The organism is Marinobacter gelidimuriae (assembly GCF_000372805.1).
Taxonomy (GTDB): Bacteria; Pseudomonadota; Gammaproteobacteria; order Pseudomonadales; family Oleiphilaceae; genus Marinobacter; species Marinobacter gelidimuriae.
Window position 1 is genome coordinate 1 of the sequence record NZ_KB889833.1, and the last position, 2592, is coordinate 2592.

The following is a 2592-nucleotide window of genomic DNA, read 5'->3' on the forward strand; positions in this document are numbered from 1 at the left end:
GAAATCCGTCCCCGCTTGGTGATTCGCCAATTCCAGGGTTATGCGTAGGCTTTGAATTAGTGCGGATTTAGTGTTTAATCCAGCGCTTAGTCATTGACACGGGCACCCCTGAATGAAAACCAAGGTATTGATAACCCGTTTGAATGACGGCAAGATCCATTCCGGACAGTCACTGGCCACCGAGTTCGGCGTTAGCCGCACCGCGATATGGAAGATAGTACGGCGAGCGTTGAAGGAAGGTTTTAACATACAAAGCGTGCGTGGCCATGGCTATCAGTTAGCAAGCCCTGTGGATTTTCTGGATCAGGAAATCATCGTGAAAAACGTCGAGTCTGCTAGCTCGCGGCCGCTGACGTTAAGCGTGATCGATGAAATTGACTCAACAAACGCAGAAGTGATGCGCATGCTGGCCAGAGGTGAGCGTGCAACGCCTGTTGTCACTGCCGAAACCCAGACAGCCGGCCGTGGCCGTCGCGGTCAGCCCTGGTGTAGTCCGGCGGGCGAGAATATCTATCTGAGTATGGGGTTGTCGTTGTCCGGCGGATTTTCTGCGGTGGATGGTCTCAGTCTGGTGCTGGGTGTGGCAGTGGCAGAGGCACTGGAGTGCCTTGGAGCTGCGCCGGTAGGGTTAAAGTGGCCGAACGACATCTTCATTGACGGAGCCAAGGTTGGCGGCATTCTTGTTGAGCTTCAGGGTGAGCTGCAGGACGGCGTTGTACACGCTATTGTGGGTCTCGGTTTGAATGTGCACATGACCGCAGCGCCAGCTATTGATCAGGCCTGGACGAGTCTTGCGCTTGCGCGGCCGCAATTGACTTGGAGCCGTAATGCACTAGTAAGTACGCTGATCACCAGTATTGCGGATGCTAGTGACAAATTCCAGAGTGTTGGCTTTGCTGGGTTTCGCAGTTCCTGGCAGTCTCGAGATGTGTTCTTTAGTCGTCAGATCATGGCTCGTGACGGCGAACTACAAGGCGTTGGGCAAGGTATCGATCACAGTGGTAACTATGTACTGCGCACAAATGAAGGCGAGTTCGCTGTACGTTCCGGTGAAATCAGTTTGCGAGTCGCCTCGTGATACTGCTGATTGACTCCGGAAATACTCGTCTGAAATGGCGGCTTGAGCGTCAGAAAAGTGCCGAGGTGCTAGTACAGGGCGTTGGTCTTTTGACCGACGCAGATCCATTGCAGGCGCTGTGCTTGCCCAAAGGTGAGCGGGTAATGTCCGTGGCAGTCTCAACCGTTGCCTCTGAGCAGCGCCAGCACAACCTGGTGGCGGCCCTGGAATCGCGGTTTGCTGCCCCGGTGACCTGTTATTGGCCCGAGCGTGAGCGCGATGGGTTGGTTAATGGTTATCAGCAACCGGCAAAGATGGGTGCTGACCGTTGGCATGGTATGTACGCCGCTTGGCAGAGGCGTCGGCAGGGCTTTGCGGTCGTAGACGCGGGCAGCGCGGTAACCGTCGATTATGTAGCTGCAGACGGCCATCACCTAGGTGGTTACATACTTCCCGGCTTGCAAATGATGTTGCGCAGCTTGAGCAGCGATGCCGCACGTATTGGTTTTGAGCCAGAGCCCAACTTGAAAACCCGGCCGGGGCTGTCCACCAACGAATGCGTCAATCACGGGCTGGCCTGGCTAAGCGCTGCCTTTTCAGATCGGGTGTTGGCAGACATACAGAGTTATGGGCTACGAGATCTGGTGCTGACTGGCGGCGATGCCTTAAGACTGCAGCACATAGGTTTTCAAGGGGAGATAGAGCCGGAACTGGTGCTTGATGGCCTGGCGAAAGTCCATCGCGAGCGGTTCTGCGGTTAGTCGAGGAGTGCAAATGCACTTAGGGTCTAAAAAAGTTGGTGGAAACGCCTGTCAAGGGTGGCAAAAGCGCGGTGATTTCGGCTAAGCTACGCCCTCGTTTTTGAGTGAGGCTGCACTCGTTTGTTGATCAGCTTATCCGGTCATAGCGAGTTGCTCTTGGTGAATCCATTTTGCTGCCTTTAATAAGCGCCAAGGTGTTGCAAAGCCAAAAGATAATCCGTAATATACCGGCCTCGTTGTTAAGGCGAGTGTGGGCTGGCGTAGCTCAGTTGGTAGAGCAGCTGACTTGTAATCAGCAGGTCGGGGGTTCGATTCCGTCCGCCAGCTCCAATTTAAAGTTTTTGCAGGTCCGCGTAGCGGATTTAGCTCGGAGGGGTTCCCGAGTGGCCAAAGGGATCAGACTGTAAATCTGACGCGAAAGCTTCGCAGGTTCGAATCCTGCCCCCTCCACCATTATTGCTCGCGGGCATCGTATAATGGCTATTACCTCAGCCTTCCAAGCTGATGATGTGGGTTCGATTCCCACTGCCCGCTCCAATTTAGTTCTTGTGCTCATGTAGCTCAGTCGGTAGAGCACATCCTTGGTAAGGATGAGGTCAGCGGTTCAACTCCGCTCATGAGCTCCATTATTATTTACCGGTCAACGTTACGGTCCTGGTTGATTAGGGAGTTTGTCAGATGTCTAAATCTAAATTCGAACGTAAGAAGCCACACTTGAACGTGGGCACCATTGGTCACGTTGACCATGGTAAGACCACTCTGACAGCTGCCCTG

Annotated in this window: 3 protein-coding genes and 4 tRNA genes; all 7 read left to right on the forward strand. The window is 53.9% G+C overall.

Annotated elements, in window-relative coordinates:
- Positions 1-112 precede the first annotated feature (112 nt).
- Positions 113-1078, forward strand: coding sequence for a biotin--[acetyl-CoA-carboxylase] ligase (locus A3OI_RS0102595; protein WP_018402794.1), 966 nt, complete (start codon positions 113-115; stop codon positions 1076-1078).
- Complete coding sequence (locus A3OI_RS0102600) at positions 1075-1818, forward strand: type III pantothenate kinase (protein WP_018402795.1); 744 nt, start codon at positions 1075-1077, stop codon at positions 1816-1818. The genes A3OI_RS0102595 and A3OI_RS0102600 overlap by 4 nt, the downstream gene beginning before the upstream one ends.
- A 254-nt stretch (positions 1819-2072) precedes the next feature.
- Positions 2073-2148: transfer RNA gene (locus A3OI_RS0102605), tRNA-Thr, on the forward strand.
- Between the two features lie 39 nt (positions 2149-2187).
- A tRNA-Tyr gene (locus tag A3OI_RS0102610) sits at positions 2188-2271 on the forward strand.
- A 9-nt stretch (positions 2272-2280) separates the two neighbouring features.
- A tRNA-Gly gene (locus tag A3OI_RS0102615) sits at positions 2281-2355 on the forward strand.
- A gap of 13 nt (positions 2356-2368) precedes the next feature.
- A tRNA-Thr gene (locus A3OI_RS0102620) sits at positions 2369-2444 on the forward strand.
- 52 nt (positions 2445-2496) lie between these two features.
- The coding region (locus tag A3OI_RS21485) for a GTP-binding protein (RefSeq protein WP_018402796.1) at positions 2497-2592 on the forward strand (96 nt) is incomplete at its 3' end.